At 44.2% G+C, this 22,299-nt stretch carries 23 protein-coding genes and 3 pseudogenes; 11 read left to right on the top strand and 15 right to left on the bottom strand.

The window, feature by feature from the left end:
• Positions 1 to 12 precede the first annotated feature (12 nt).
• Positions 13 to 120 (bottom strand): annotated as a pseudogene (locus tag HMPREF2926_RS10655) (helix-turn-helix domain-containing protein); the annotation flags it as partial.
• Between the two features lie 114 nt (positions 121 to 234).
• On the opposite strand from HMPREF2926_RS10655, the pseudogene HMPREF2926_RS06005 reads away from it, so the two are divergent.
• Positions 235 to 1,380: pseudogene (locus HMPREF2926_RS06005) on the top strand (low temperature requirement protein A).
• Positions 1,381 to 1,417: 37 nt separating this feature from the next.
• Here the strand turns inward: HMPREF2926_RS06005 and HMPREF2926_RS06000 are convergent.
• Entirely contained in the window at positions 1,418 to 2,455 is a 1,038-nt protein-coding gene (locus tag HMPREF2926_RS06000; RefSeq protein WP_070586899.1) for a zinc-binding dehydrogenase, read from the bottom strand.
• A 78-nt stretch (positions 2,456 to 2,533) separates the two neighbouring features.
• Positions 2,534 to 3,439: a cation diffusion facilitator family transporter gene (locus tag HMPREF2926_RS05995; RefSeq protein WP_049497949.1), complete on the bottom strand. Its 906-nt coding sequence runs from the start codon at positions 3,437 to 3,439 to the stop codon at positions 2,534 to 2,536.
• A 132-nt stretch (positions 3,440 to 3,571) separates the two neighbouring features.
• On the opposite strand from HMPREF2926_RS05995, the gene HMPREF2926_RS05990 reads away from it, so the two are divergent.
• From HMPREF2926_RS05990 to HMPREF2926_RS11430, 3 genes and pseudogenes are all read left to right on the top strand, one after another.
• Positions 3,572 to 4,111, top strand: a complete 540-nt coding sequence (locus tag HMPREF2926_RS05990) for a TetR/AcrR family transcriptional regulator (protein WP_003008700.1) — start codon at positions 3,572 to 3,574, stop codon at positions 4,109 to 4,111.
• A gap of 15 nt (positions 4,112 to 4,126) precedes the next feature.
• A complete protein-coding gene (locus tag HMPREF2926_RS05985; protein ID WP_070586897.1) occupies positions 4,127 to 4,597 on the top strand; it encodes an HXXEE domain-containing protein in 471 nt (156 codons plus the stop codon).
• 34 nt (positions 4,598 to 4,631) lie between these two features.
• Positions 4,632 to 4,963, top strand: a pseudogene (locus HMPREF2926_RS11430) (glucuronide permease).
• A 48-nt stretch (positions 4,964 to 5,011) separates the two neighbouring features.
• Here HMPREF2926_RS11430 and HMPREF2926_RS05975 read toward each other — a convergent pair.
• Positions 5,012 to 5,950 (bottom strand): AEC family transporter, encoded by a 939-nt coding sequence (locus HMPREF2926_RS05975; RefSeq protein ID WP_070586896.1) that lies wholly within the window; start codon positions 5,948 to 5,950, stop codon positions 5,012 to 5,014.
• Positions 5,951 to 6,173: 223 nt separating this feature from the next.
• Between HMPREF2926_RS05975 and HMPREF2926_RS11005 the strand changes: the two genes are divergently transcribed.
• The gene (locus HMPREF2926_RS11005; RefSeq protein WP_001062367.1) at positions 6,174 to 6,335 is read left to right on the top strand and encodes a hypothetical protein; all 162 of its coding nucleotides are present in this window, start codon (positions 6,174 to 6,176) and stop codon (positions 6,333 to 6,335) included.
• Positions 6,336 to 6,349: 14 nt separating this feature from the next.
• A complete protein-coding gene (locus tag HMPREF2926_RS11320) occupies positions 6,350 to 6,478 on the top strand; it encodes a hypothetical protein (protein WP_014713855.1) in 129 nt (42 codons plus the stop codon).
• Positions 6,479 to 6,559: 81 nt separating this feature from the next.
• Here the strand turns inward: HMPREF2926_RS11320 and HMPREF2926_RS05970 are convergent, their stop codons facing one another.
• The 5 genes from HMPREF2926_RS05970 to HMPREF2926_RS05950 all read right to left on the bottom strand — a co-directional run bounded on the left by HMPREF2926_RS05970 (position 6,560) and on the right by HMPREF2926_RS05950 (position 10,862).
• Positions 6,560 to 7,360: an energy-coupling factor ABC transporter ATP-binding protein gene (locus tag HMPREF2926_RS05970; RefSeq protein WP_070586894.1), complete on the bottom strand. Its 801-nt coding sequence runs from the start codon at positions 7,358 to 7,360 to the stop codon at positions 6,560 to 6,562.
• The gene (locus HMPREF2926_RS05965) at positions 7,347 to 8,183 is read right to left on the bottom strand and encodes an ABC transporter ATP-binding protein (protein ID WP_070586893.1); all 837 of its coding nucleotides are present in this window, start codon (positions 8,181 to 8,183) and stop codon (positions 7,347 to 7,349) included. Before HMPREF2926_RS05965 ends, HMPREF2926_RS05970 begins: the two co-directional genes overlap by 14 nt.
• Positions 8,159 to 8,950, bottom strand: coding sequence for an energy-coupling factor transporter transmembrane component T (locus tag HMPREF2926_RS05960; protein WP_176745541.1), 792 nt, complete (start codon positions 8,948 to 8,950; stop codon positions 8,159 to 8,161). The genes HMPREF2926_RS05965 and HMPREF2926_RS05960 overlap by 25 nt, the downstream gene beginning before the upstream one ends.
• Complete coding sequence (locus HMPREF2926_RS05955; protein WP_021153833.1) at positions 8,950 to 9,552, bottom strand: hypothetical protein; 603 nt, start codon at positions 9,550 to 9,552, stop codon at positions 8,950 to 8,952. Before HMPREF2926_RS05955 ends, HMPREF2926_RS05960 begins: the two co-directional genes overlap by 1 nt.
• A gap of 284 nt (positions 9,553 to 9,836) precedes the next feature.
• The gene (locus tag HMPREF2926_RS05950; RefSeq protein WP_070586890.1) at positions 9,837 to 10,862 is read right to left on the bottom strand and encodes an acyltransferase family protein; all 1,026 of its coding nucleotides are present in this window, start codon (positions 10,860 to 10,862) and stop codon (positions 9,837 to 9,839) included.
• Between the two features lie 119 nt (positions 10,863 to 10,981).
• Here HMPREF2926_RS05950 and pabB point away from each other — a divergent pair, with 119 nt between their 5' ends.
• The 4 genes from pabB (at position 10,982) to HMPREF2926_RS05930 (ending at position 15,325) form a co-directional block, all read left to right on the top strand.
• Positions 10,982 to 12,709: an aminodeoxychorismate synthase component I gene (gene pabB / locus HMPREF2926_RS05945; protein WP_070586888.1), complete on the top strand. Its 1,728-nt coding sequence runs from the start codon at positions 10,982 to 10,984 to the stop codon at positions 12,707 to 12,709.
• Positions 12,709 to 13,323 carry an alpha/beta fold hydrolase gene (locus HMPREF2926_RS05940; RefSeq protein WP_070586886.1) on the top strand — a complete coding sequence of 205 codons (615 nt, stop codon included), beginning with the start codon at positions 12,709 to 12,711 and terminating at the stop codon, positions 13,321 to 13,323. The genes pabB and HMPREF2926_RS05940 overlap by 1 nt, the downstream gene beginning before the upstream one ends.
• A 286-nt stretch (positions 13,324 to 13,609) precedes the next feature.
• Positions 13,610 to 14,518 carry an ABC transporter ATP-binding protein gene (locus HMPREF2926_RS05935; protein WP_049497968.1) on the top strand — a complete coding sequence of 303 codons (909 nt, stop codon included), beginning with the start codon at positions 13,610 to 13,612 and terminating at the stop codon, positions 14,516 to 14,518.
• Between the two features lie 54 nt (positions 14,519 to 14,572).
• Positions 14,573 to 15,325 (top strand): ABC transporter permease, encoded by a 753-nt coding sequence (locus HMPREF2926_RS05930; protein WP_049506404.1) that lies wholly within the window; start codon positions 14,573 to 14,575, stop codon positions 15,323 to 15,325.
• 20 nt (positions 15,326 to 15,345) lie between these two features.
• Here the strand turns inward: HMPREF2926_RS05930 and HMPREF2926_RS05925 are convergent, their stop codons facing one another.
• Positions 15,346 to 16,233, bottom strand: coding sequence for a sensor histidine kinase (locus HMPREF2926_RS05925; RefSeq protein ID WP_070586885.1), 888 nt, complete (start codon positions 16,231 to 16,233; stop codon positions 15,346 to 15,348).
• Positions 16,233 to 16,922 carry a response regulator transcription factor gene (locus HMPREF2926_RS05920; RefSeq protein WP_070586883.1) on the bottom strand — a complete coding sequence of 230 codons (690 nt, stop codon included), beginning with the start codon at positions 16,920 to 16,922 and terminating at the stop codon, positions 16,233 to 16,235. Before HMPREF2926_RS05920 ends, HMPREF2926_RS05925 begins: the two co-directional genes overlap by 1 nt.
• 203 nt (positions 16,923 to 17,125) lie before the next feature.
• On the opposite strand from HMPREF2926_RS05920, the gene HMPREF2926_RS05915 reads away from it, so the two are divergent.
• On the top strand, positions 17,126 to 17,659 hold the full coding sequence (locus HMPREF2926_RS05915) for a hypothetical protein (RefSeq protein ID WP_070586881.1): 534 nt from the start codon (positions 17,126 to 17,128) through the stop codon (positions 17,657 to 17,659).
• Between the two features lie 114 nt (positions 17,660 to 17,773).
• Here the strand turns inward: HMPREF2926_RS05915 and HMPREF2926_RS05910 are convergent, their stop codons facing one another.
• The 4 genes from HMPREF2926_RS05910 to HMPREF2926_RS11235 all read right to left on the bottom strand — a co-directional run.
• Positions 17,774 to 19,213 (bottom strand): 6-phospho-beta-glucosidase, encoded by a 1,440-nt coding sequence (locus HMPREF2926_RS05910; RefSeq protein WP_070586879.1) that lies wholly within the window; start codon positions 19,211 to 19,213, stop codon positions 17,774 to 17,776.
• Between the two features lie 188 nt (positions 19,214 to 19,401).
• Positions 19,402 to 19,749 carry a VOC family protein gene (locus HMPREF2926_RS05905; RefSeq protein ID WP_070586877.1) on the bottom strand — a complete coding sequence of 116 codons (348 nt, stop codon included), beginning with the start codon at positions 19,747 to 19,749 and terminating at the stop codon, positions 19,402 to 19,404.
• 254 nt (positions 19,750 to 20,003) lie between these two features.
• The gene (gene spxB, locus HMPREF2926_RS05900) at positions 20,004 to 21,779 is read right to left on the bottom strand and encodes a pyruvate oxidase (RefSeq protein WP_070586875.1); all 1,776 of its coding nucleotides are present in this window, start codon (positions 21,777 to 21,779) and stop codon (positions 20,004 to 20,006) included.
• Between the two features lie 201 nt (positions 21,780 to 21,980).
• On the bottom strand, positions 21,981 to 22,299 hold a 319-nt coding region (locus HMPREF2926_RS11235; RefSeq protein ID WP_218108105.1), incomplete at its 5' end, for a hypothetical protein.

The following is a 22,299-nucleotide window of genomic DNA, read 5'->3' as shown; positions in this document are numbered from 1 at the left end:
TTCTGTCTGCATCTACTCGCGATACTCTGAAATAGTCTGTCCGGTCCATTTTTTAAAGGCTCGTGAGAAGGAAGACACTTCGGAGTATCCTAGTAAATAGGCTACATCAACTGTTGTCATGTAATGACAATTTGCGTCACAATGAAATTGATTGGTCTACTCCCCTTCCTTCCATCATATACTGTCATTTTTCTGATATAATAAATTGTTCAAACATCGCAGAAAGGATAACCCATGTCAAATCTTATCAAACACAAACGGGTTGAGAATAGTGAACTCTTTTATGATCTGGTCTTTGTTTACGCTATTTCCAAAACCACTGCCCTTATCCATCATCTTCACCATGGAGTCTTATCATTAGATGCCATCTTTGGTTTCCTGATGACACTTCTGGTTTTGGTCAATTCTTGGATGATTCAGACCGTCTATACCAACCGCTATGGAAAGAATTCCCTTTTCAATATGACCGTCATGTTCATCAATATGGCAATGTTGCTCTTAATCTCAAACATGATTACCAATGACTGGCAGAGCTACTTTCATACCTTCTGCTGGACAGTGGGAACCCTGACCTTAACCCTATTTCTCCAATACTTAGTAGAGTATTTGCGTAAGTCTACTACTCCAGCCAATCGAAAAAGTATCAAGGGCTTTCTTTGGATGACAGGGCTCAGGACCTTGGCTATCTACATAGCTGCACTTCTTCCGATAGATTTTGGTATCTATGTCTATATGCTAGGGATTCTCTTGACCTTCGTCATGCCTATTATCTTAACTCGACATACAAGTCTTTTTCAGATTAATCTCCCCCACCTGATTGAACGCATCTAGCTTTTAGTTATCATCACTTTTGGTGAGATGATTATGGGCCTTGCAGATTTTTTTACACTTGAAAATTTCTCTATCCACTCTATCCTTTACTTTATCATCATGGTCAACCTCTTTATGAATTACTTTGGTAAGTTTGACCATGCCATTGATGAAGAAGGAAAGAATAAGGGAATCTTCCTAATTTATAGTCACTATCCAATTTTCATCGGCTTGATTATGGTGACTGTGTCTATGAGTTTCTTGGTCAATCCAGAAGTCCATCACCATTTTGCGACTGGCTTCTTCTATACGGGTATCGGCCTCTTTCAAGCTGCTATCCTTGCAAATGGCTATTTTAACAAGAGTCACCTCAAGTATGACAAGCTCTATTATGGTTTGCAAGCAGGGATGTTCCTTATCGGACTGGTTCTCTCCCTTCTTTTCTCAGCCAATCCAACCATTGTCATTACCATCGCAACCGTGATGACTTTAGCAATGGAAGTTCACTTTATCCATTTTTATATGACCCGAACCAAGAAATTTTCAAGTCCGGATTGGGAATTGTATTAAAAAATTCTAGTAGATATTTTCTACTAGAATTTTTTCGTTAGTCCAGTACAATCATAGCCTTAATCGTCTTACGTTCATCCATATCTTTATAGGCTTGATCAATCTCATCCAAGCTATAGCTATGAGTAAAGACGCGACCTGGGTTGATGTCGCCATCAAGTACAGCCTTGAGCAAAAACTGCTTGTCATAGGTAGTAACAGAGGCTGCCCCACCTGCCACCGAAATGTTTTGGGCAAAGGTCGAACCAAGGGCACGATTATTGTAATGAGGGACACCGACAAAACCTAAACGCCCACCATTATGAAGCACCCCAAGGGCTTGATCAACAGCTGCTGCGGTACCGACACATTCAAGGGCCGCATCTGCTCCGCCACCAAGGATTTCACGGACCTTGGCAATGCCTTCTTCACCACGCTCCGCTACGACTGCTGTCGCACCAAATTCCAAAGCCATCTGTTGGCGGTCTTCGTGGCGACTCATGAGGACAATTTGTGACGCTCCCCGCATCTTAGCTGCGATCACTGCACATTGACCAACGGCACCGTCCCCGATGACCACTACTTTGTCACCAGGCTTCACGTCTGCTACACGCGCCGCATGGTAGCCCGTCGGCATGACATCTGCCAGCGTCAAGAAGGATTTAAGCATAGCTTCTGTATAATCAGACGGTTGCCCTGGAATCTTGACAAGGGCCCAATTAGCAAAGTGGAAACGGATGTACTCCGCTTGCACCCCATCAGACCAGTTGGTGCCGATATGACGGTCACACGTCCCATCATAGCCAGCACGACAAGCATCACACTCCCCACAACCATGGGTGAAAGGCGCGATAACAAAGTCTCCTGGTTTGACCGTTGTAATGGCTTCTCCGATTTCTTCGACAATCCCAATAGCTTCATGGCCACTATTTTGATGCCCTGCTTCAATATCTGGATTACGGTAGCTCCAGAGATCGGATCCACAGACACATGTGCGGACGATGCGGAGAATAACATCATCCGGCGCTTCGATTTGCGGACGTTCAACTTCTACTAGACCCACTTGCCCAGCTTTTGTATAAACTGTTTTCTTCATAGGAACAACCTACTTTCTATTGCTTACTTACCTACAGTATACACTTTTTCTTAGGCTTCTGCTCGTACCAACTCGTCATTAATGATGGTGATGATCATGCCCATGACCTTGATCCACTTCCAGTTCTTCGATATTTCGCTTGTGGGCGCGGTGGGTCGCCAAGTCTTCATCCACTTCGATGGTAACATTTTGAAATCCACTCTCTTTGAGCAAGGTGCGGATAGACTCTTTACAGACCTCCATATGCTTGACATGCTCCAGACAAACATGGACAATGGCGTTTTTTTCCAAACCATCCATGGTCCAAAGATTGAGCTGATTGATACTAGCGACATGGTCCAACCGCTCCAAATCACTCTTGACTTGCTGGATATCTACTCCTTCTGGCACGGCATCCAAGAAAATCTTGAGCGTGCTCCAAAAACGTGGAATGGCTTTTGACAGAATAAAGATGGAAATGGCAAGAGATAAGAGCGGATCCAGAATATACCAGTCGGTAAATCGGAGGACAATGGCCATTAGGATGACAGCCACCCAGCCCAGAGTATCTTCCAGAAAATGCAGGCTGAGAATGGATTCGTTCTTGGTTTGCCCCTTGCGAATGACGAGACTCGCTAGCACATTGATGCTGACGGCTATGATTCCAAGCCAGAGAATGCCCTCATCGTTGACAGGTTGTGGGTGAAATATTTTCGTTATATTTTCTAAAATAACCAGAACGGACCCTGTCATGAGAATCACTGCCGTTACCATGGCCCCTAAAAGGCTAAAGCGCTTGTAGCCCAAGGTATAGTGGCTGTCTTCTTCACGGTTAGAAATGCTCTCCAAAAAGGCGGAGATCCCAATAGCGATCGCATCCCCCAAGTCATGGACCGAATCCGCAAGGACAGCGCTGGATCCAAAAATCCCTCCTGCAATAAACTCAACAATGGCATAACTCAAATTCAAGAAAAAAGCGATCCAGACCGCATGTTTTGTCTTCATAATCCTTAATCCTTTGTTATAATAGATTCATGAACATCATGTTCATTATCATTATCTAACATTCACAACAGAAAGGATAGGAGCAAACTGTTTAGGGTGTCCGTTACTGAACAGTTTGTTCTAAGTGTCCATATGACAGCACAGGATCGTCGCATCACCAAAACTCGAAAAGCTATCTATCAAGCTTTTTTACAATTACTCAACCAAAAAGACTACGAGGCCATCACGGTTCAGGAAATCATTGACTTAGCCGATGTGGGGCGATCAACCTTTTACAGCCATTACGAAAGTAAGGAATTATTGCTAGATGAACTCTGTCAAAAGCTCTTTCACCATCTCTTTGAGCGTGCTGAACACCTCTCACCACAAGACTATCTGGCTCATATCTTTCAGCATTTCAAGAAAAATCAAGATCATGTGACCAGTCTCTTGCTCTCTAAAAACGATTATTTTATCCGGCAACTGCGAAAAGAACTAGAACACGATGTCTACCCAATGGTTGCCGACGAACTCATCAAGGCCCATCCAACTCTCCCTCACTCTTACCTCAAACACTTGGTCGTCAGCCATTTCATCGAAACCCTCAGCTGGTGGTTGAAAAAAGGCAAGTCCTACACCGAACAAGAAGTGATCCAATTTTATTTGGAGATTTTAAAAGTGGGCTCGAACTAGAAGGGAGTATTTTCAATGACCAGCGTGCAATTTTACTTTCTATTTCCATCACTCTTCATGCTTCACGAACTTGAAGAAATCATTTGGATGCCATCCTTTGTCAAAAAATTATCAGCACAGTTTCCAGATAATCGAATCCCATCTTGTTACACTCCTTTTGCTTTCAATGCCATTGTCTTGGAGCAATTTCTGATCCTAATGACGTCGCTATATCTTAGTTACCAGTTTAACAACTATAGCATTTACGCAAGCATCATAATCGCTTATATCTACCATGTGTTCGGACATCTGATTCAGACAGTCGTTATTCGAAAATATGTGCCTGGGTTGTTAACGGGCATTTTAACGAGTTTGTTTGCTCTTTGCAATCTCAAAAATGAATATCCAATTAAACTTTATGGTTACTCTCTTTTTACCTTATTGGTTATTATTTTAAATCTTGTAGTATCATTTATGATTCTTCATAAAATCAGTCATAAAAAATAGTACTCAGGCAATCATATCTTAGAAAGGAAACCCTATGTTCTTCCACATTCTTCTCGGCTTTTTTACAGCCTTCTTTGCCCTTGCTTTTGCTCTTCTTCACTTATTGGCTTCTCTTTCTGAAGTTAAAAAGGGAATCACACTCTAGGAAATACATTTCTCCTCATCGGAAGTAGCCTTGCGACCTTATCACTCATCCTCTACTTCTTTTTACCGATTGTTGCTCTAGTCCTTTGGCTGATCAGCTGTTGTTTGATTTGCTACGGGGCCTATTGGAATGGGAAACGCAAAGAAGTGTTCCACCCAGCCCACCACCTGATTCGGATGGGCATCGCTCTGGTCCTTACCATCTTGTTAGCCTTGTTATAAGAAAAGCTCAAGTTTTTAAAAAACTTGAGCTTTTGTATTTTCTATTTGTTAAGCCATCAACAGCATAAGAATAGGGATCACCACCATGGTTGCAAGGGTCGTCTCTGTCACCATGACCGCTGCATAGTCACTATCAGCGCCGTAGAGTCTGGCAACAACTGGCGCATTGGTCATCACAGGCATGGCAGACTGGATGATAAAGACTTGCTTCATCAGGCTTGGAAGAGGCATCCAGTAAACGATAGTCGCCATCAAAAGAGGGGCAACCAGGAAGCGACCTAGTAGAATCAATAGCTGATCTTTTCCCAGAACCAACTGCTTCACGCCTACATGAGACACCGACAAGCCGATGAATATCATGGATAAAGGGGTTGTTAAATTACCCAGATACTGCAAATCACTGGCTAGAAAGGCTGGCATCTTGATCTGCAGCATCACCATGACTAGCCCCAAGAGAAAGCCCATCAGGGGCGGAGAAAAGACTTTCTTCAGACTCGTTTTGAGATCAAACTGCGCTTCTCCCTCACCATCTCGCTGAATCAGATAGGTCCCCAAGGTCCAGAAAAAGGTCGTATTGCACATATAATAGATCAAAACATAGGGAATGCTGGCATCTCCAAAGAGGGCTTGGTTAATAGGAAGCCCCACGAAGATGGTATTGGAGTTAAAAAACATGGAAATAAAGAGGCCACGACGGTCCTGTCTCACCGCAAAGATTCTAGCTACTCCTGTCGCGATGCCAAGCAAAATAACCATAGACAGGGCAGGAAACCGCAAGGCTGGCAACATTTTAAGTAGATCTGCTGCTGTGAAGCGCTGCGTAATGGTGTAAAGCATATAGCAGGGAAGAGCAACTTGAGTGACCAATTTAGCGAGTAGGCCACGCGACTTGTCATCGAACCAGCCTTTTTCACCAATGACAAAGCCCACTAAAATCATACCCAGGATGACGAGAATCCCCGATATACTCCTCAAAAAGATGTCCATGTTCTCCCCTTTTCTTGTTTAAATTTGAACTAGAAAAAACCATTTTTTACAAGTCTCAAAAACTACTCTAGTATATCATAAAAAGAGGTGGGGCAACATGCCCAACCTCTTGCATTTGTTGATTGTCACTAATACCCCTTCTTAGCTGCCTTACTCCATTGGTACCAACCAACGAGACTGTTGATAAAGTAAATCAAGAAAAACCAATAAAATGGTGGGGACTATGGCGAAAATAGATGATTCAGTTAAAAAGAAAGTTCCAGAATTGCGATTTAAAGGATTCACGGATGAATGGGAACAGCGTAAGTTGGGAGACGAAGTTCGAATAGTGATGGGACAGTCTCCTAATTCAGAAAATTATACTGATGATCCTAATGGGCGCTAAAAATGCGAAGACCTATGAAGACCTATTTTGTATTAGTCAAACAAAAGATCCAAAAGAAATGGTATATGATTATGACCATGAAACAAAGTAAAACCAAACCGAGTGATCTGAGGAAGCACCCGATGATCATGAAACGTTATTAAACACAAAAGTCACCCATGTGAGTTCTTGCCAGAAGCTGAAGTTAATCCTTCAACCTGGAAAACCCGCAGAGGTGACTTTTTCTATACATCTCGATTTTTCTGGTAATAATCATTAACCGATAAATATGTCCGTGAATCACCCAGCGACTCCGCTATATCCATAATCCGCGGTGGTAGTAATCCCACTCGCTGGACAAGTTCGTGATCGCTGAACAATTCCCGTGGACTTCCGGCGAAGCCAAACTTCCCGTGTTCCATAACATACACCGACTCAAACTCGGCGGCGACCCAATCCATGTCATGGGTGATGGTCACAACTTGGTGGCCCGAATCAGCCAACTGATGGAAAATTGCGGTCAACTTGCGCCGGCTTTCCCAATCAAGCGACATCATCGGCTCATCAAATAAATAAATCGCCGGATCCACTGCCAAAACTGTGGCAACGCTTAACAGCTTGCGTTCCGACAATGACAGGTCATATGGACTTTCAGCTGTTTTATCATCCAAGCCAACTCTTTTTAGAGCCGCTAAAGCCCGCCTCGTAATCGTGTCGCGGTCATCCATGACCTGCGCGACACTCCACTCCACCTCTCGTTGAACGGTCGGGTTGAAAAGCTGATCGTCAGGATTCTGAAAAGTAATCCCAACCTTCAGTAACTTTTCGACTGGTTTAAGATCATTAAAATTTTCTCCATCGATCTTAATCACACCGGTTTGTGGTGTCAGCAAGCCCGTCAACAATTTGAAGAGCGTTGATTTGCCGGCACCATTTTGGCCGACAATCGCCACCATCGGATCGGCGAAGAGTTTGTCTTCAACATCCAAGCTAAAGGACCGTTCCGGATAAGTGAACGTCAGGTGGTTCAGTTCAATTGTGGGCATAAAAAACCTCCTTCAGTTCAGCGTCATTCACCGGATACCGGCCATCAGCCAAGTGCCAATCCATTTTTTGAGCAAGTTGCTGGATTGTCGGGGCTGGAATCTGCCAGTCAGCTGCCAAATGATTAAACACCTCACCCGGCCTGCCCTGGGCTACCATTTGACCCTCGTGCAGCACCCACACAACGTCGGCGACTTCGCACAAATCGTCAATTTCACTGGTGACAATGAAGACAGTCGTCTCTTTGACTTGGGCCAGCCATTGGAAAAATTGTCGGCGGCCAAGGGGATCCATCTGACTGGTCGGATCATCCATAATCAAAACAGGCGGGTTAGCCACAATTGCCGTGGCAATTGCCAACCGCTGGCTCTGACCACCGGAAAGGCTCTCGGGACGCAAATTCAGCTGTTCAATCAGCCCCATTTGCGTGGCAACTTCTTCAACCCGTTTTTGAATCAGTCCTTCAGCCATTCCCTGATTAATCAAGTCAAAGGCAATTTCATCGGCAACCGTGTCTGCCAACCCGCTTAGTTGGCCAGCTGGATTTTGCAGTACAACTCCATTCATGGCATTATAAACGGGCCAATTGTCGGACACTCGCTGGCCAAACATGTGCCAGTCGCCCTCAATCTCAGCAGATACCATTTTGGGAATGACCCCTGCCAGCACATGGCACAAAGTCGATTTGCCGGAGTGGCTATTCCCGATAATCCCAACCACCTGGCCGGTATGAACCTCCGCGTTAATCTGACGCAGTTGTGGTTGCTCAGTACCCGGATAACGGGTGGTCAAATTTTCAATTACAATCCGTTTATCTTCGTCCATATCTTCCACCCAATCAATAAAATTGCCAATCCAGTCAGACCAATGTGCAGCGTCCGCGACAGGCGATACTCGCGCTGGGAGGTTCTGACAGTCCGGTTGAGATTATCAAAACCTCTCAGCTGGAGAGAAATCGACCGCGCCATCGATTGATCCAAGGTCTTAATCACCAATGGAATTAGAACCGGCAGGACTGACTTTAATTTCTGAATCAACGTTTTTTGCGGATTGGTTCCGCGAACTTTTTGTGCCTGCTGGATTTTCCGCATATTGCGCATCATTTCCGGCAAAATATAACAGACCGACATCAGAACGTAGACGGTTTTATAAGACAATCCGGACAGTTCCAAATAGGCCGCGTTTTCTGAAATACTCGTGGTCACCATAAAAAAGCCACTGGTCAAAATAATCACCAATACTCGACAACCCAGAGTGGTGGCGTAAATCAGGCCTTCTTTGTAGAACGATACCCCAAGCACAGAAAACAGCACAGTTTGATTCCGACTGTAAAATAACCCTTGGATGATCAGCATAGTGCAAATCAGAAACAGGCTGAATCCTAGCGCCTTAAAGGTGGTAGAACTCAATTTGGAAAATAACAATAGCAGTGTTGCGACAAGAATTAATCCGACCTGAAGCAATAAATTCATACTGGCAAAGCTCAACAACGTCATGTCCAAGATGAACAAGAGCTTAGTAATCGGATCGATCACCTGGTACCACTTGAGCTTGACCCGTGGCGCTCCAGAAATCAATGTTTGATCAGTCATCATTTATCACCGCTAAAGAAGTGCACCATCCGCTTCGGCAACTGACGATAGATGAAGAATGCCAGGTAGGCCACGCAGACTTTATCCAAAATATCCAAGACAAACTCATCGGTAAATGAGGCCAGCCACACTGGTGCATGATTGGCGACCATTACCGCAAACAATGAGTCACCCCAAGCGATACCGGTCTGACCACCCCAAAAGATGACGTTGAGTGGCGTTGAAATGACAGCTGAAACGATGGCAATAATAATAGCAGAAACAAATACTCGTCGCGCTGACGAGAACCACCCATTGGCGTGCAAAACTCCGACAGCAATCCCAATTCCGATGCTGGTAATCGCATACACGGTTGAAATTGGCGATAAGGTCAGCCCATAGATCACGTTGTTGATGAAACCACTGATGGCACCGGCAACCGGCCCAGCCAACATGCTGGCAAGAAAGGTTCCCAAAGACCCCAGCCAAACGGGCAACTTTAACCCCTCCGCCAAGGCTTTGGCAACATAGTTAATCCCCACGGCAGCGGGAATCAAAGTCATGGTGGCAGCACTTAACTTAAATTTCCACATACTGGTACGATGAATCGGTTCTGTTTTCATAATCTTCTCCTTTTGTTTTTAAAGAGCCGTGTCTGTTTAGACTTTCGGACGCAACGCTCTATAGATTTTCGATTTGAACCGCTTCTCCTTTCACAGATCCCTTAGTCGACATCAGGGATTTTCTTGAAAATGATTGTTCAACAGTTCACAACTAATCATACTCCGATTTTCATAGAAGTCAAGAATTTTCTGAATTTTTTTTGAAAACGTTCGGGAATTAAAAAAGCTCCACAAAGCTAGAGGAAATTGCCCTTACTAAGTCATAAAAAAGACTTCACCTTATCCTAGATTGGTGAAGTTTTTTGATTTTTCTTCTTATCTCGTACCCATAGCATGGCTAGTCCAAAAAGGTGGCTGCCAAACAAGGCGGTCACAAAAATCAGCTTGCCCCTACCTGGATAAGAGAGAGGGAGGCTGCTAAAGCCATAGCGAGCCCACTCGATAAAGATCGGATGCGAAAAGTAAAGAGCTATACTCAGCTGCTTTAAATACTGCAAATCATAGCTTTTCAAAAAGGACGATCGCAGGCAGGCATTGACAAAATAAACAGTCACAAAGGGAAGGAGAAAGAAAAAGTTCTTATCAATTCCTTGGTGTTGAAAAATGATGATGCCTTCGAGGCAGAGCAAACCAAAGGCAAGTGCTAGCTTTTGCCAACGGTGAATTCTAAAAGTTTGTGCATGAAAATGGTCATACAGATAATAACCCATATAAATAAAAATGGGCGTGTAAAAGAGACCATTTCGCGCTGTAAAAAATAAATTGCTGTAGAGCTGGTAACCTTTGAGAAGACTTGTGGTGTCCAGATAAGCCGAATAGGTCTCGATCAAGCCCCAGCCATAGAGAAGAAAGGTGATCAACCCCGTCCAAACCATGCCTAGGCGTTTGACCAATTGATTGACCAAAAACAAGCCCAGCAAAAAAGCAGGGATATACCAGAGTTGGTAGCACATTCCCAGATAGATCAGTGCAATGAGAACACCTGCTGGAAAAAGATAGACAGGAAGATGGAGACTTGAGAAAAAGAGCCAGGCATAAGGAAGGTAAACAAAACTCCAAAATAAATAGGTTTTTACAATTTTGGCCAGATAGGTCTTCATTTTCTGAGAATTTCCTAGGGAGTGTTTGAGGAAAAAGCTGGCACAGACGATAAAAAATGGCACCGCTAGCCGGCCGAGCATACTCTTAAGACCAAAATGCAGTGGCTCATAAGAGGTCAAGCGACCACTATGCACCAAAATCACTGCAATCGCAAAGAGGTATTGAAAAAAGCTGATACTAGAGGTGTTATAGAGGGGATTCTTTTGCATGGTCCTACTCCTTGCCCAAAAGCAGTTTCTATGGTTATTTTAGCATGAAAGGGAAGGCCAAGCAAGGAATCTTACATCCTTATCTACCTTTTTTCCTCTATTTTTGATATACTCAAAGCATGCATAAACAAACGATTATTGATTTTAAAGAGCTTGGTTTGCGCCACCTTTTCACCAAGCCCATAAAGGAATTAAAAACTAGAAACCTCGACCAGGTAGAGGATCTTCTTAGAGAAGTCGAAGCCTACCAAGAGAAAGGCTTTTATGCTGTTGGCTATGTCAGCTACGAGGCTGCTCCTGCTTTTGAGAAGAAGTTTGCTGTCCATCCAGCACCTCTCATGGGAGAATACCTCCTTTATTTCACCATCCACGAGAAAGCAGAAACCCTTCCTATTCCAGAGGACTATGAAGCTGTGGATCTTCCAGCCAATTGGAAGGAAGAGGTAGAGGCGCCTGCTTATCAAGAAGCCATCGAGACCATCCATCACCATATCCGCCAAGGAGATACCTACCAGGTCAACTACACCGTCAAGCTTTCTCAAGAGCTAAAGTCTGACCCTTTGGCCATCTACAATCGCTTAGTGGTTGAGCAAAAGGCCCATTACAATGCCTTCATCCAGCACGATGATGTCTCCATCCTCTCCATCAGTCCTGAGCTCTTTTTTGAGCAAGACGACCGGCTACTGACCACGCGCCCTATGAAGGGAACGACGCGCCGTGGTCTCACTAACCAAGAGGATCTTCAAGAGGCTGCTTGGTTAGAAGCCGATCCGAAAAATCGAGCAGAAAACATGATGATCGTCGACCTCCTTCGCAATGACATGAACCGGATTTCGGAGATTGGAAGTGAGCAGGTGACCCGTCTTTGCCAAGTCGAGCAATACTCCACTGTTTGGCAGATGACCTCGACCATTGAAAGTCGCTTACAAGCTGAGGTCGACCTGGTCCAAACCTTCCGAGCTCTCTTTCCTTGTGGCTCGATTACAGGAGCACCGAAGATCTCCACTATGGAAATCATCCACAAGACAGAGAAGACTCCTCGAGGTGTCTACTGTGGTACGATCGGCATCCTTCTTCCAAAAGGGAAACGGATTTTTAATGTAGCCATCCGGACCCTTCAAATGCAAGGAAATCAAGCCATCTATGGCGTAGGAGGAGGCATAACTTGGGACAGTAAGTGGGAAAGTGAATACCAGGAAACCAAGCAAAAATCGGCTGTTCTTTACCGGCAAGAGCCTCGCTTTGAGCTCCTAACGACTGGCCGCATCCACCAAGGAGAGTTGACTTTCCTGGAGCAACACCTAACCCGTTTGAGAGAGGCTAGTCGCTACTTTGCCTATCCTTATGATGAGCAAAAACTCCTGAAAGAACTTCAAGAAGAGCTTGCTCATTTGGAGTCCAACCTTGACTATCGTTGTCGGATTGCCTTGCAAAAAAACGGGACCTTCCACCTAGTGATCACGGAGCTGACAGACTTGCCAGCTAGCTATCTACAGGCCCAACTGACAGAACAGAAGCTTGATTTAGCGACGCCATTTACTTATTTCAAAACGAGTCAGAGAGACCATCTCAGCCAGTCAAATCACGAGCAAATTTTCCATCTGCCAGATGGAACCTTACTGGAGACGACGATTGGCAATCTGGTGCTGGAGATAGAGGGACAACGCTATACCCCACCAGCTCACCTCCCCTTACTCGATGGCATTTATCGGCGCCATCTTCTTGAGACCCAGCAAGTTGAAGAAAAACTCTTAACTCTGAACGATTTAACAGACGCTGATCGTATTTATGCCTGCAATGCTCTTCGTGGTCTCTACGAACTCGATTTTCAAAGAAAGGATTCCTGATGAAACTAATTTTTTTACATGGACTAGGGCAAGATGTCCTCTCTTGGCAAGGAGTCCAATTTGCACTTTCACCCTTGCACTCCAAAACTTTTGATATTTTCTCCCATCCAAAAGAAAGCTATCAGGAAGTCAAAGAAAGGTTGATGGAGCGCCTCCAGCAAGAAAGCGAATCCTTTATTCTGGTAGGACTCTCACTAGGTGGCGTGCTCGCTCTTGATCTCTCAAGACAAGACTTCCCGCAACTCAAGGGCTTGGTCCTTGCGGGAACTCAATACAAACTCAACACCAATCCCCTCTATCGGCTCCAGATTCTCCTTTTTCGTCTGCTTCCCAAGCATGTCTTTGAAAAACAAGATGCCAATAAACAACAGATGCTTCAAATCTTGACCGAATTAAAAGGGCTCAATTTAACCGATACCGTTAAAGCTTGCCCTCTTCCTAGCTTGGTTGTTTGTGGTGGCAAAGATTGGGCCAATCAATCTTCTTCTAAAAAATTGGCCAAGCTCCTGCCCAAAGGCCGCTATCAAGAAATCGCAGACGGAGGCCATCTACTCAATACCGAGAAACCCTATGAACTGGCCCAAGCCATCAAGGAGTTTGTCGCTGAATTTTAAAATGAAGAGGCTGGGGACAAAAGTCCTAGCCTCTCAATTATTTTTGGATTGTTGAGCAAGACGCAGTGGTTGAGTGGGCTCTACTACGCTGATTTCATCAGCTTTTACAGCCCTACTCAACTGTGCGGAGGTGGGACGACGAAATCGAATTCTAACGAATTACCGATTTCTGTTCCACTCTCTTTTTTTAGAAATATTTGAGAATTGCTTGATAGTTATTTGAAAAGCAAGCTGTATACTAAGAGTGTAAAGAAAACAACTAGTCATTTGGACGAAGGAGAAAACCATGGAAAAAGTATTAGAAATTTCCCATTTGAGTAAAAAATTTGGTCATCAATACGCCTTAAATGATGTGAATCTCACCATTCGTAAAGGCGACGTCTACGGCCTGATCGGTAAGAACGGTGCTGGGAAAACCACCCTCATCAAGGTCATCACCCAGCTAATTCAGGAAACTGACGGAAGCGTCTCACTCTTCTCTTCTACAAATCGCTCCCAGTGGACGCAAGCCCTAAAACGGGTTGGTTCCGTCATTGAGAGTCCCGTGGCCCATAAGCATATGACCGCTTATCAAAATCTGGTCTACTATTGCAAGGCTCGCCATATCCCCAATCCCGACCAGGTCATCAAAGAAACCTTGAACTATGTCGGCCTGAATAATACGGGTAAGAAGAAATTCCGTGATTTTTCACTCGGGATGAAACAACGGTTGGGAATTGCGATTGCGCTCATTGCCAAACCCGACTTCCTCATTTTGGACGAACCCATCAATGGTCTCGATCCAGTCGGAATCAAGGAATTCCGTCAGATGATCAAGCGCCTCAACGATGAACTTGGAATGACCATCCTCATTTCCAGCCACATCCTCTCCGAACTCTATCTGGTTGCCAATCGCTTTGGCATTGTCGACCAAGGACGCCTGATCAAAGAAATTAGCAAGGCTGAATTCGAAGAACAAGGAGAAGATTACATCATCCTCAAGACTAGCCAGCTAGCCCTTGCGAGTCAACTGATTCAGGATCAGCTCCATCACCGCATCAAGGTCATCGATAAGGACGGCGAAATCCATATCTTCGGACAGACTCATGATATTAAAGTCATTGTCAAAGCCCTCGTTCAAGCGGATATTGACGTGGATGAAATCTACTATGCCCGCCAAGATTTAGAGAAATTCTTTACGGACTTGGTCGACTAGTCAAACCACCGTCTCGTATTACTTATCCCACATATTTCATTTAGGAGATTTATCATGTTGCATACCATTCAAGCAGATTTTTACAGACTTTTTCGCTCCAAAGGTTTTTGGATTACAGAAGCCATTCTCGTACTCAACATCCTGTCTGGAGTCATCTTTGGAGCTACCGGCCACGTCGGCGTCAATACGGAATCCAAATTACCCCAAGCAACCGAAGTTTGGACAGGCTTTAAAGCCTTGACCAACTACTCTTCCAGCATCAGTGTGACTATCCTCTTTACCATTATTGTCATCACCTTGGTTCTGGGAACAGACTTAACACAAAACTTATACAAGAATAGTCTGGCCTATGGCGTTTCGCGCACTAGCTACTACTTTGCCAAAAGCGCTGTTGTCCTGACCATTGCTCTCTTTCAATTTCTTGTTTCTTATGGTCTCGTCTTCTTGATCGCGACCCTCTACAATGGACTTGGCACCATGCCAGAGCACTTCCTTGCTCATTTTGGACTGACCGTGCTGATTCAATTCCTCTGCACCTTGGCTTGGGTCAGCATCATTTCCTTCCTTCTCTATGCTAGCCAATCCATCACCTTGGCCTTCGTTGGCTACTTTATTGGAAATATCCTCTTAAGTCTACCTGCGCTTTTCTTTAAAGATATTGACATTCTCCACTATCTAAACTTGGAGTTCCAATATTCCTTGGTACAGAGCACCACAGCAACAACCAACACCCTCTCAATCGCCCTTGGATTCATCCTTGTTTTCGGCTTCCTAGGACTCGCTACTTTTAAACACAAAGATTTATAACAAAAAGGCTTGAGCAATGCTCAAGCCTTTTCTCTTAGTGTAATGGTCAAAACAAACCAATCTGCCTCCGTCGCCAGTTGCAAGTCTCCGCCTAAGATCTCTACAAAATTTTGAATAATGTAGAGACCCAAGCCAGAAGACTCCTCTGTATCCGAGAGATTTTCAGAGTAGAATCGACTAGCCAATTGGTCTAAGTGCTGGATCGGTTGTTGCACAATATTGCGCAGCTCGACCCGAATCGTGTCCGCGTCTGAGGTCAAGGTCAAACGGGCCTGCTCCTTTCCATGCTTGAGGACATTGCTGAGCATATTTTGCAAGAGGCGCTCCCAAAGCTCAGGATCCGTAGCATAATGAAGATGCTCTTCTAGCTCTACCTCTAAGGCAATCCCCGCCTCAGACAGGCTGTCATAATACTGGAACAACTGCTGAGTCAGGACTTGGCTGAGATCGACGTCTGAAATCCGAGGCTGAATGGCTCCCTCCATCAAGCGTCTGTATTCCAAGAGAGATTCCAAACGTTTTGAGACGACTTGAAGATTGGAAGCAATTTTCTTCAGCTTTTCCTCTTCCTGCGTCCCACCCTTGATGATTTGTTGGGTATAGCCCGATGCAATGGTCAAAGGCGTCCGGATATCGTGGGCAATATTACTAATGGCCATATCCAAGGTCTTTTTCTCTTGAAAGGCAATCCGATTGGTCCGCTCGATCTGATCAAAGAGATCACTGACCTGCTTGGTCAAGGCGACCAATTCTTTTTTTGAAACACGTGACGTTAACCGTACTCCACTCCCATTTTGGAGCTTCTGTTGAATCTGCTCCTGCAAATCTTTGAGAGCAGAGAGTAGGCGAAGGTAGCCCAGTCCCAAGAGAAGGACAAGGACGACAAGAATTAGAACTAAAACCCACATTACTTGTCTCCTTTCAAGCGAACACCCAAGCCCCAGACCGTTTCAATATAGTCCTCATCTGGGTCAAGCTGGGCAATTTTCTTTCGAAGATTGCTTAATTGGGCATTGAGGGTATTGTCTCCAGGCAGATAGACTTCTTCCCAGACAGCTTCATACAATTCTTCTTTGGTGAAAATCTTCTTTGGATGCGCCAGCAAGGTCTCAAAAATTTGAAATTCTTTTTTGCCCAATCGAAGCGTCTGTTCGCCGGACTCCAGTTCAAAGGTTTCTGGATTTAAGACCAAATTCTTAAAGGATCGCTTTTGCGACGCTTGAGATTCCTGTGCTACCGTCGGTTGATTTCTCAACTGCACCGTCACCCGAGCCGCCACTTCGTCCAGATTAAAGGGCTTGACAATATAATCATTGGCACCTGCAAGGAGATACTGGCTAATGAGGTGTTTGTCTCCCAGAGCGGTCATCATGATAACCGGTGTCTGACTCTGCAAACGGATCTCCTCAAGGACCTGATCCCCATTTTTCCCTGGAAGCATGATATCCAGAAGGACCAAATCAACGGCTTCTTGCTGGAAGAGCCGCAGCCCTTCTGTACCTGAAAAAGCCTGAAGGACCTCATGATCTTCACTTAAGAGACTGTATAAAATTTCTTGGATATCATTATTATCCTCGATTAATAAAATCCGTGTCACTTGCCTCGCTCCTTTTTTCTTTTCTTGCGAAATCAGTTCTATTCCCCTAGCCTATCAAATAAAGGGACCTTCGTCAATGAAAATCTGATAAAATTCTATTGTACCCAGCTAGATCTGCATGTTAGATCATCACAAGATGAACTTGACGATCTTTTCTTTCAAAGGGTATAATAGGACCAATGACACAATAGGGAGACTCATCTATGAAAAATAATGCTAAAACTAAAATCAGTCTTGTATCCATCCTTGTCATCCTGGGCGTTGCTGCAAGAATGATGCGAGTCATCCACCGCCAGCAAATCAGGGAGCAAAACAGACAAACCATTCAAACGACTAAAAAGGTTGCAGAGTTTCAGAAAACACTAGACGAGGAAGAAACGAAGAAACGCAACGAAACCTTCAACAAGATTTATAATGAATCCCTTGTTCGGAATAAGTTTGAGAATTGGCAAAAAGTCGATGAACTCCATGGTTTGGGACAAAGAACTGGGCAATTTTATATCTATAACTTTGAAAAAAAAGAAGAGATTCTCTTAGAGAATACTGATCAAGCATTTGTTCTACCTATTCGAGACAAGAGTGATAACGTCACATTTCAGGCTATCTTTGCCCACAAGGACGGTCAGTGGCACATCATGAAGCCAGACGGAAGTTCTCAGTTGCAACTAGGAGCAGCCAACATTTCCGCTGAATCTAAGTTTGTCATCGAGAACAATGTCTTAGATTACGACCAGTAAATCCGTAATGACTTGGCTAAACTACATACAAAAAGCTTAGGACCCCAGCTTGTGGTTGGGATTCTAAGCTTTTTCGTTGAGAGGAGAAAGTCGGCCAGCAAGTACCGAAAACTTTTATTCAACAGAAGCCCCATTGGTCGCAATGACTTCTTTGTACCAATAGAAGGATTTCTTACGTGAGCGGGCCAAGCTTCCCTTGCCTTCGTTGTCCCGGTCGACATAGATAAAACCGTAGCGCTTCTTCATTTCTCCTGTCCCGGCAGAGACGAGGTCAATACAGCCCCAAGTCGTATAGCCCCAGAGGACAACACCATCTTCATGGATGGCCTCCCGCATGGCCTTGATGTGGGCAGCCAGGTAATCAATCCGGTAGTCATCCTCAATCTCCCCGGCTTCATTTGGGGTATCAACGGCACCTAGTCCATTTTCTACGATAAAGAGAGGTTTTTGATAACGATCCCAGATGGTGTTCAGCGTAATGCGGAGACCAAGAGGGTCAATCTGCCAACCCCATTCTGAGCTTTCTAGGTAGGGATTCTTCAGAGAGGCAAAGATATTGCCCGCTGTTTTTTCCCTTTCAGCTGGATCCCCTGAAGCGACCCGACTGGCATAGTAGGAGAAGGAAATAAAGTCAACTGTATGGTCTTTCAACAATTGAAGGTCCTGTTCCGTCATCTCGACCGTGATCCCCTGACGCTCCCACTCTTTCTTGGCATAGTTAGGGTATTCCCCACGCGCCTGCACATCGATAAAGAAATAGTTCTTACGATCTTCTTCTAGACCAGCCCATACATCCCGCGGAGCACAGGTATGCGGATAGTTTTGACCCGCTGCTAGCATACAGCCGACCTTATTGTTAGGATCAATCTCATGGGCTAGCTTGGTAGCAATGGCTGAAGCGACCAATTCATGGTGAGCCGCCTGGTATTTGACTTGCTCCTCATTCTCCCCTTCTTCAAAGCAGAGACCCGCTCCCATAAAAGGCGCATGGAGGATCATATTGATCTCATTAAAGGTTAGCCAGTATTTGACCAAGCCCTTGTAGCGAGTGAAGAGGGTCCGACAGAGACGTTCATAACATTCCAACATCTTACGACTGCGCCAACCTCCATACTCGGTAATCAAATGCATGGGACAGTCAAAGTGGGTAATGGTCACCAAGGGTTCAATGCCATACTTGTGGCACTCCTTAAAGAGGTCTTCATAGAACTGTAGCCCTGCTTCATTCGGCTCTAGTTCATCTCCTTTAGGGAAGATCCGAGACCAGGCAATGGACAAACGATAGGTTTTAAAGCCCATTTCCCCAAAGAGGGCAATGTCTTCCTTGTAGCGATGGTACATATCAATGCCATCTTTAGCCGGATAAAAATAGCCCTCTTCAAAGTCGAACATCTTTTTCTGACCCGTAATAATAGCATGCCGATCAGGCCCAATCGGCACCACATCCACATTAGCCAAGCCACGGCCATCTTCATTATAAGCTCCCTCACACTGGTTAGCAGCCGTCGCACCACCCCAAAGGAAACCATCTGGAAATTGAAGTTTGTCGGTCATCTCTCTGCCTCACTTGATTTGATAGTTCTATTATACCCTTCTCTTTCCAAAAAATCCTACAAGATCCTATGAAAAACTGATACTATTCTAAGGTATTTGCTACTCTCATACAAGAAAAAAGACCGGATTGCTCCGACCTTTTTAAGTTCCACTCCAAGAACGTTTAAATTTTTTGATAATAGAATTACCTATTTCATACGATAAAAATCAATCACTAGACCAGCAGGGCCTTTAACTAGCAGAGATTCTGTTCCCCAATCGGTTACAACTGGACCGTTTAAAACCTGGATACCAAGCTCTTTCAATCGTTTGTAGTTCTGGTCTACATCCTCAACCTCGACATGAAGAATGATTCCTGACTGGAAATTTTCCAAAGGTATCAAATGGTTTTGGGATAACATGAGACAGTGACTGCCAATCGTGAACTGAGCAAAATTTTGGTCAACATAGTCCGCCTTTTTGTCCAAGATACGTTCCAAGCTAGCACAGACTTGAGGAACATTTGAAACGATAATATCTAATTGATTTAAATTCATTTACTATCCTCCAGAAAAAGACCGGATTGCTCCGATCTTTTAAGTTCGTCTCTATGAAAATCAATGAATAAACAAGGCGGAACCAAGTTTGATGGTAAAACTTTGCTCATCAAACTACGAAAAATCCTTTGGGACTTTTTCTAGGCTCCGCACTAGATTCCATCATTGAAAATTAAGGTTTCAATGATGGAATCGTCGGCAGTAACCTAATAAAGAAGTCTACAATATTTACATTTGATTTTCGACGAGCAGAATTATTTGATTGCGCGTGATTGCAACCCTTCTTCTTCCAAGAAGAGACGGAATGGTACAAGCTCTTCAGCTTCGTATTTTTCTTTGAAGGCTTTAATAGCTTCTTCTGAGTGTTGTTTTGGATCCAATTCAAGTACTTCTACTGGAAGTGGACGATGTGGAGTGATGTGAGCATCGATAACAACAGTTTTACCTTCTTTGTTCAATTTAACAGCTTCAGCAACGACTGCGTCGATGTCTTCGATACGGTCAACTGTAAATCCAATAGCTCCTTGAGCTTCAGCGATTTTCGCATAGTCAGCATTAGGGAAGTCACAACCAAACAAGTGTTTGTTTGTGTCTTCGTATTTGTCCTTGATGAAGGCATATTTACCATTTGAGAAGACAACGTTGATAACTGGAAGGTCGTATTGAACGTTTGTGATAACGTCTGGGTAGCACATGTTGAATGCACCGTCACCCATGATGTTCCATACTTGGCGATTTGGATTGTCTTTCTTAGCAGCGATACCACCAGGAAGGGCAATACCCATTGTCGCAAAGAGTGGAGATGTACGCCACATGTTCTTAGGTGTCATGTGAAGGTGACGAGTAGATGTTTGAGTAGTGTCACCTACGTCGATTGAGTAGATAGCGTCTTGATCAGCATGTTTGTTGATTGCATTGTAGACTTGGTACAATTGCAAATCACCCTCAGTTTTACCTTCGAGTTTGTTCATGTAATCACGCCAGTTTTGGTTGTTCTTCACGTTTGCACGCCACCACGGAGTAGACTCAACTGGGTTCACTTTGTCAAGGATAGCTTTCGCTGCTTGACCTGCGTCACCAAGGATTGAAGCGTCAAGGGCGTGACGTTTACCAAGTTTGTAAGGGTCGATATCGACTTGGATGAATTTTTCAGTGTTTTTGAATGCTTCGTAAACTTCAGCAAATGGGAAGTTTGAACCAAGGAAAAGAACTGTGTCTGCTTCAAAGACCACTTCGTTGGCTGGTTTCCAACCAACACGGTAAGCAGAACCTGTCAAACCTTCATAGTTCCATTCGAACGCTTCAAAGTTTTTACCAGTTGTGATGATTGGTGCTTTGATTTTACGTGACAATTCAGTGATCACTTCACCAGCTTTCACACCACCGTAACCAGCATAGATAACTGGACGTTCAGCATTGTTCAAGATTTCAACAGCTTTGTCGATTTCAGCTTCGTTCAAGGCAGGAGCGATGAATGAACGTTCGTATGAACCTGAACCGTAGTATGAGTTTTCGTCGATTTCTTGGAAACCGAAGTTTACTGGAATTTCAACGACAGCTGGACCTTTTTTAGAAACGGCAGCACGGCAAGCTTCGTCAATCACTTTTGGCAATTGCTCTGCGTAAGCTACACGTTTGTTGTAAACAGCTATACCGTTGTACATTGGGTTTTGGTTCAATTCTTGGAAGGCATCCATGTTCAATTCGTTAACTGGACGTGATCCAAGGATCGCAAGGAATGGAGTGTTATCCATAGCTGCATCGTAAACACCGTTGATCAAGTGAGTTGCACCAGGTCCACCTGAACCAACTGCAACACCGATAGAACCGCCAAATTTAGCCTGCATAACCGCTGCAAGAGCACCTGTTTCTTCGTGGCGAACTTGCAAGAAACGGATATCTTTGTCTTCAGCCAAAGCGTCCATCAATGAGCTGAGTGTTCCTGATGGGATCCCGTAGATCGTGTCTACGCCCCATGTTTTCAATACGTTAAGCATTGCTGCAGATGCAGTAATTTTCCCTTGAGTCATTCTAACTCTCCTTTAAATCTATATTGATCCTTTAAAAATGTAGCATAGCGCTTCTACTCCATCTTTGCGATCAGGTTTCGTTTTGAAAATGAGTTTTTTCTGACATTTCTCATGAAAACGATTTACAAAACGATTACAGTATTAATTTATCACAAAGAGAGTCACATGTATAAGAATCTGCTCAGAGATGCTCAATCCCTATTACATAACAGATGCTCCTTTTGAGAAAAATTCACAAACTATAGTAGAATAGGATATTTTATTATAATTTGCATGCACCCCTCTTTTCCCATAGAGCTGTAAGGAAAGATAAAAAAGTGCTACAGCATGCTGTAGCACTCCGAACGTATAAAAATGATTTTTTATATAAAATAATATAAAATAAGAAAACTCTGTAAAAAAAAGTACTTCCCTATTGTTTTCATTATTTAAATATATCCTGAGAATTTCCGCCGTGAGAAAAGCGCTAGAAACAACTGTGTTTCTAGCGCTCGGGAGTTTTGGAACCTTAGGTCCAAAA

This window comes from Streptococcus sp. HMSC078D09, from assembly GCF_001813675.1.
Taxonomy (GTDB): domain Bacteria; phylum Bacillota; class Bacilli; order Lactobacillales; family Streptococcaceae; genus Streptococcus.
The sequence above is the reverse complement of the archived record's forward strand: the minus strand, read 5'-3'. Positions and strand labels throughout refer to the sequence as shown.

What these genes read in the sequence shown, in the direction of transcription:
- HMPREF2926_RS06000 (WP_070586899.1), bottom strand. Translation starts at nt 2,455, where the DNA reads ATGAAGAAAACAGTTTATACAAAAGCTGGGCAAGTGGGTCTAGTAGAA.
- HMPREF2926_RS05995 (WP_049497949.1), bottom strand. Translation starts at nt 3,439, where the DNA reads ATGAAGACAAAACATGCGGTCTGGATCGCTTTTTTCTTGAATTTGAGT.
- HMPREF2926_RS05990 (WP_003008700.1), top strand. Translation starts at nt 3,572, where the DNA reads ATGACAGCACAGGATCGTCGCATCACCAAAACTCGAAAAGCTATCTAT.
- HMPREF2926_RS05985 (WP_070586897.1), top strand. Translation starts at nt 4,127, where the DNA reads ATGACCAGCGTGCAATTTTACTTTCTATTTCCATCACTCTTCATGCTT.
- HMPREF2926_RS05975 (WP_070586896.1), bottom strand. Translation starts at nt 5,950, where the DNA reads ATGGACATCTTTTTGAGGAGTATATCGGGGATTCTCGTCATCCTGGGT.
- HMPREF2926_RS11005 (WP_001062367.1), top strand. Translation starts at nt 6,174, where the DNA reads ATGGCGAAAATAGATGATTCAGTTAAAAAGAAAGTTCCAGAATTGCGA.
- HMPREF2926_RS11320 (WP_014713855.1), top strand. Translation starts at nt 6,350, where the DNA reads ATGAAGACCTATTTTGTATTAGTCAAACAAAAGATCCAAAAGAAATGG.
- HMPREF2926_RS05970 (WP_070586894.1), bottom strand. Translation starts at nt 7,360, where the DNA reads ATGCCCACAATTGAACTGAACCACCTGACGTTCACTTATCCGGAACGG.
- HMPREF2926_RS05965 (WP_070586893.1), bottom strand. Translation starts at nt 8,183, where the DNA reads ATGGACGAAGATAAACGGATTGTAATTGAAAATTTGACCACCCGTTAT.
- HMPREF2926_RS05960 (WP_176745541.1), bottom strand. Translation starts at nt 8,950, where the DNA reads ATGACTGATCAAACATTGATTTCTGGAGCGCCACGGGTCAAGCTCAAG.
- HMPREF2926_RS05955 (WP_021153833.1), bottom strand. Translation starts at nt 9,552, where the DNA reads ATGAAAACAGAACCGATTCATCGTACCAGTATGTGGAAATTTAAGTTA.
- HMPREF2926_RS05950 (WP_070586890.1), bottom strand. Translation starts at nt 10,862, where the DNA reads ATGCAAAAGAATCCCCTCTATAACACCTCTAGTATCAGCTTTTTTCAA.
- pabB (WP_070586888.1), top strand. Translation starts at nt 10,982, where the DNA reads ATGCATAAACAAACGATTATTGATTTTAAAGAGCTTGGTTTGCGCCAC.
- HMPREF2926_RS05940 (WP_070586886.1), top strand. Translation starts at nt 12,709, where the DNA reads ATGAAACTAATTTTTTTACATGGACTAGGGCAAGATGTCCTCTCTTGG.
- HMPREF2926_RS05935 (WP_049497968.1), top strand. Translation starts at nt 13,610, where the DNA reads ATGGAAAAAGTATTAGAAATTTCCCATTTGAGTAAAAAATTTGGTCAT.
- HMPREF2926_RS05930 (WP_049506404.1), top strand. Translation starts at nt 14,573, where the DNA reads ATGTTGCATACCATTCAAGCAGATTTTTACAGACTTTTTCGCTCCAAA.
- HMPREF2926_RS05925 (WP_070586885.1), bottom strand. Translation starts at nt 16,233, where the DNA reads ATGTGGGTTTTAGTTCTAATTCTTGTCGTCCTTGTCCTTCTCTTGGGA.
- HMPREF2926_RS05915 (WP_070586881.1), top strand. Translation starts at nt 17,126, where the DNA reads ATGAAAAATAATGCTAAAACTAAAATCAGTCTTGTATCCATCCTTGTC.
- HMPREF2926_RS05910 (WP_070586879.1), bottom strand. Translation starts at nt 19,213, where the DNA reads ATGACCGACAAACTTCAATTTCCAGATGGTTTCCTTTGGGGTGGTGCG.
- HMPREF2926_RS05905 (WP_070586877.1), bottom strand. Translation starts at nt 19,749, where the DNA reads ATGAATTTAAATCAATTAGATATTATCGTTTCAAATGTTCCTCAAGTC.
- spxB (WP_070586875.1), bottom strand. Translation starts at nt 21,779, where the DNA reads ATGACTCAAGGGAAAATTACTGCATCTGCAGCAATGCTTAACGTATTG.